The sequence below is a fragment of the Nonomuraea sp. NPDC049607 genome (assembly GCF_040675375.1).
GTDB lineage: Bacteria > Actinomycetota > Actinomycetes > Streptosporangiales > Streptosporangiaceae > Nonomuraea.
In genome coordinates this window covers 1-3,522 of record NZ_JBFAOV010000096.1, presented here as the reverse complement: position 1 = coordinate 3,522, position 3,522 = coordinate 1, and the positions used below count along the sequence as shown (strand labels likewise).

The 3,522-nt window shown below is 69.8% G+C and carries 4 protein-coding genes; all 4 read left to right on the top strand.

The genetic code is table 11. The annotated features are described in order from the left end of the window. Nucleotides 1-87: 87 nt before the first annotated feature. The 4 genes from AB0J97_RS51535 (at nt 88) to AB0J97_RS51520 (ending at nt 3,355) form a co-directional block, all read left to right on the top strand. On the top strand, nt 88-480 hold the full coding sequence (locus AB0J97_RS51535; protein WP_357695399.1) for a DUF742 domain-containing protein: 393 nt from the start codon (nt 88-90) through the stop codon (nt 478-480). A gap of 7 nt (nt 481-487) precedes the next feature. After that, complete coding sequence (locus AB0J97_RS51530; protein WP_364104791.1) at nt 488-1,048, top strand: ATP/GTP-binding protein; 561 nt, start codon at nt 488-490, stop codon at nt 1,046-1,048. A 57-nt stretch (nt 1,049-1,105) separates the two neighbouring features. Beyond that, nucleotides 1,106-2,662 (top strand): signal recognition particle protein, encoded by a 1,557-nt coding sequence (ffh, locus tag AB0J97_RS51525; RefSeq protein ID WP_364104787.1) that lies wholly within the window; start codon nt 1,106-1,108, stop codon nt 2,660-2,662. Nucleotides 2,663-3,130: 468 nt separating this feature from the next. Then, the gene (locus AB0J97_RS51520) at nt 3,131-3,355 is read left to right on the top strand and encodes a hypothetical protein (protein ID WP_364104784.1); all 225 of its coding nucleotides are present in this window, start codon (nt 3,131-3,133) and stop codon (nt 3,353-3,355) included. The last annotated feature ends 167 nt before the right edge of the window (nt 3,356-3,522 follow it).

Sequence of the window (3,522 nt, the reverse complement as noted above, 5' to 3'; positions counted from 1 at the left end):
GATGACGTTGATGGTGGATCGCGCCGGTCAGGTGCTGACTCCGGCGGTGCGTGCGGAACTGCGCGCCAGCCAGACCAGGTGATGTAGGTGACGGATTCCTGGAACAGCGGCGGTTGGGAGCCCCAGCCGCCGGTCAGCTCGGACCCGGCCTCGCCGGTACGCCCGTACGCGGTGACGGGCGGGCGTACCGCGCCCAAGGTCAAGCTGGCCATGGAGGCCCTGGTCTCGTCGGCGACCGCCGAGCACCGGGAGTTCTCCCACATCACCCCCGAGTACAAGGCGATCAGCCAGCTCTGCCGCCAGGTCCGGTCGGTGGCCGAGGTGTCGGCGCTGCTGCGGATCCCGCTCGGGGTGGTGCGTGTTCTGATCGCTGACATGGCGGCCGAGGGCCTGGTGCGGGTGCACCAGCCCGCGCTGGACGCGGGTAGGCCGGACGTCAACCTGCTGGAAAGGGTGCTCAGTGGACTTCGCAGGCTCTAGCCCCGGTCTGACCTCGACGAAGATCGTCGTGGCCGGCGGCTTCGGCGTGGGCAAGACGACGTTCGTCGGCGCGGTCTCGGAGATCATGCCGCTCACCACGGAGGCCGTCATGGCCGACGCCTCCGCGGGGATCGACGACCTGGGCATGACGCCGCTGAAGTCGACCACGACCGTCGCGATGGACTTCGGCCGCGTCTCGCTCGACCGCGACCTGATCCTGTACCTGTTCGGCACGCCCGGACAGCACCGGTTCTGGTTCATGTGGGACGACCTGGTCCGCGGTGCCATCGGGGCCGTCGTCCTGGTCGACACCCGCCGCCTGGCCGACAGCTTCCCCGCGATCGACTATTTCGAGGAGGCGCAGCTCCCCTTCATCGTGGGGATCAACGGCTGGGACGGCACGTACGCCCACAGCGACTCCGAGGTCCGCGACGCCCTCACGCTGGCCCCCCACATCCCGCTGGTGCGCCTCGACGCCCGCCAGAAGGACTCGGTCAAAAGTGCTCTGATCAACCTCGTCGAGCACGCGTTGACCGTCCGGATGGCCGTGCCAGGCTGGAGCGGCTAGGAGAGCGGATAGGCTGAAGTCTTAGACGTACATTCGCTTCGAGGACTGGCCAACCACGTGTTCGAGACGCTTTCCGACCGGCTGACATCGGTCTTCTCCTCCCTCCGATCCAAGGGTCGGCTGTCCGACGCCGACATCGACGCCACCACCCGCGAGATCCGCATCGCCCTGCTTGAGGCCGATGTCGCGCTCCCGGTGGTCAAGACGTTCGTCGCCCAGGTCAAGGAGCGCGCCCGCGGCGCCGAGGTCTCCCAGGCGCTCAACCCGGCGCAGCAGGTCGTCAAGATCGTCAATGACGAGCTGATCGAGATCCTCGGCGGCGAGACCCGCAGGCTCCGCTTCGCCAAGACCTCGCCGACGGTCGTCATGCTCGCGGGTCTCCAGGGCGCCGGTAAGACCACCCTGGCCGGCAAGCTGGCCCGGTGGCTGCGCGAGCAGGGGCACGCGCCCATGCTGGTCGCCGCCGACCTCCAGCGGCCCAACGCCGTGCAGCAGCTCCAGGTCGTGGGCGAGCGCGCCCAGGTCGCCGTCTTCGCACCCGAGCCCGGCAGCGGCGTCGGCGACCCGGTCGCCGTCGCCCGCCGCTCGATCGACGAGGCCCGGCGCCTCAACCACGACGTCGTCATCATCGACACCGCCGGCCGCCTGGGCATCGACCAGGAGATGATGAAGCAGGCCGCCGACATCCGCGACGCGGTCCGCCCCGACGAGGTCCTGTTCGTGGTCGACGCCATGATCGGCCAGGACGCTGTCACCACGGCCCAGGCGTTCATGGACGGCGTCGGCTTCGACGGCGTCGTGCTGACCAAGCTCGACGGCGACGCCCGCGGCGGCGCGGCGCTGTCGGTGCGGCACATCACCGGCCGCCCGATCATGTTCGCCTCCACGGGCGAGAAGCTGGAAGACTTCGACGCCTTCCACCCCGACCGGATGGCCTCCCGCATCCTCGACATGGGTGACATCCTCACCCTGATCGAGCAGGCGCAGAAGACGTTCGACGAGGAGCAGGCCGCCAAGATGGCGGGCAAGCTCACCTCGGGCGAGAACTTCACGCTCGACGACTTCCTCGAGCAGATGATGATGGTCCAGAAGATGGGCCCGATCAAGAACCTGCTCGGCATGATGCCCGGCATGGGGCAGATGCGTGACCAGCTCAACTCCATCGACGACCGCGACCTCGACCGCATCGCCGCCATCATCCGCTCGATGACGCCCGGCGAGCGGCAGGACCCGAAGATCATCAATGGCTCCCGCCGCGCCCGCATCGCCGCCGGCTCCGGCGTCACGGTCAGCGCCGTGAGCAACCTCGTCACGCGCTTCTTCGAGGCGCAGAAGATGATGAAGCGGGTGGCCGGGGGCATGGGCCTTCCGGGCATGCCCGGCGGGCGCGGGAAGGCGTCCAAGGCCCAGAAGAAGGCCAAGAAGGGGCGGCGCGTCAGCGGCGACCCGCGCAAGGCGGGCCTGGAGAAGTCGGCGTCCTCGTCCCCCGACGGCGAGGGCGGCGCGCCCAAGGCCGGGGGAGTGCTGGGGAACCTGGGCGGCAAGCTCCCGCCCGGCATCGAGCTGCCGCCGGGCTTCGACCCGTCGAAGCTGAAGCTGCCCGGCCAGAAGTAGGCGATCGGGGCGGGCGACGCCCGCCCCTGCCTGCCGCGCTCCTGAAACCCGACGCACCCCGGACCGACATCGGTCGCGGGGTGCGCGTACGTGGGCCGGTCGGCCCGCTCTTAACGGCAGAGGAGCATCCACTGCAGAGCGGGGTCCATCAGGAGCCACCCTGAGGCGGCCGTTGCGGGCATCCACATCGGCAGGCCGGTGAGCGGCGACTTGTGGGTCATCCAGGCGTCTTCGGGCGCAAGGCCGAACTCGTCGTCGTGGTCGGCGGGCCATTGATGGCCGCTCGGGCCGCCATGGTGGTGCGGATCATGCGGCCACCCGCAAGGGGGCCAGTAGCTCGGCTTGTGCGGCTTGTGCGGCCGGTGAGTGCAGTCATGGGTGGGCGTCGGGCTGGGCGTCGGAGTCACCGTAGGTGTGGGCGTCACGGTCGGTGTCACGGTGGGTGTCGGTGTCACGGTGGGTGTCACGGTGGGTGTCACGGTGGGTGTGGGCGTCACGGTGGGTGTCGGCGTCGCCGTGGGCGTGGGTGTCACGGTGGGTGTCACCGTGGGCGTGGGCGTCACGGTGGGTGTCACGGTAGGCGTGGGCGTCGGGGTCACCGTGGGCGTGATCGTGGGCGTCGGGGTGGGCTGGTTGGGGACGCAGTTGACCTCGACCCGCCCGATCACGACCTCGGTCAGCGGCCCCTCGTAGATGGTGGCGCCGTCGTCGCTCCGCAGGTCAGCCGAGATCGAGATCGTCATGTCCGCCTCGGCGGAGGTCGCGTCGTTCGTCGTGGCGTTGTCGTTCCTGACCACCGTCAGGACTCGATGCCGGCGATGTGCGCCGCCGCCCTGATGCGGGCACGGTAGCTCTCACCG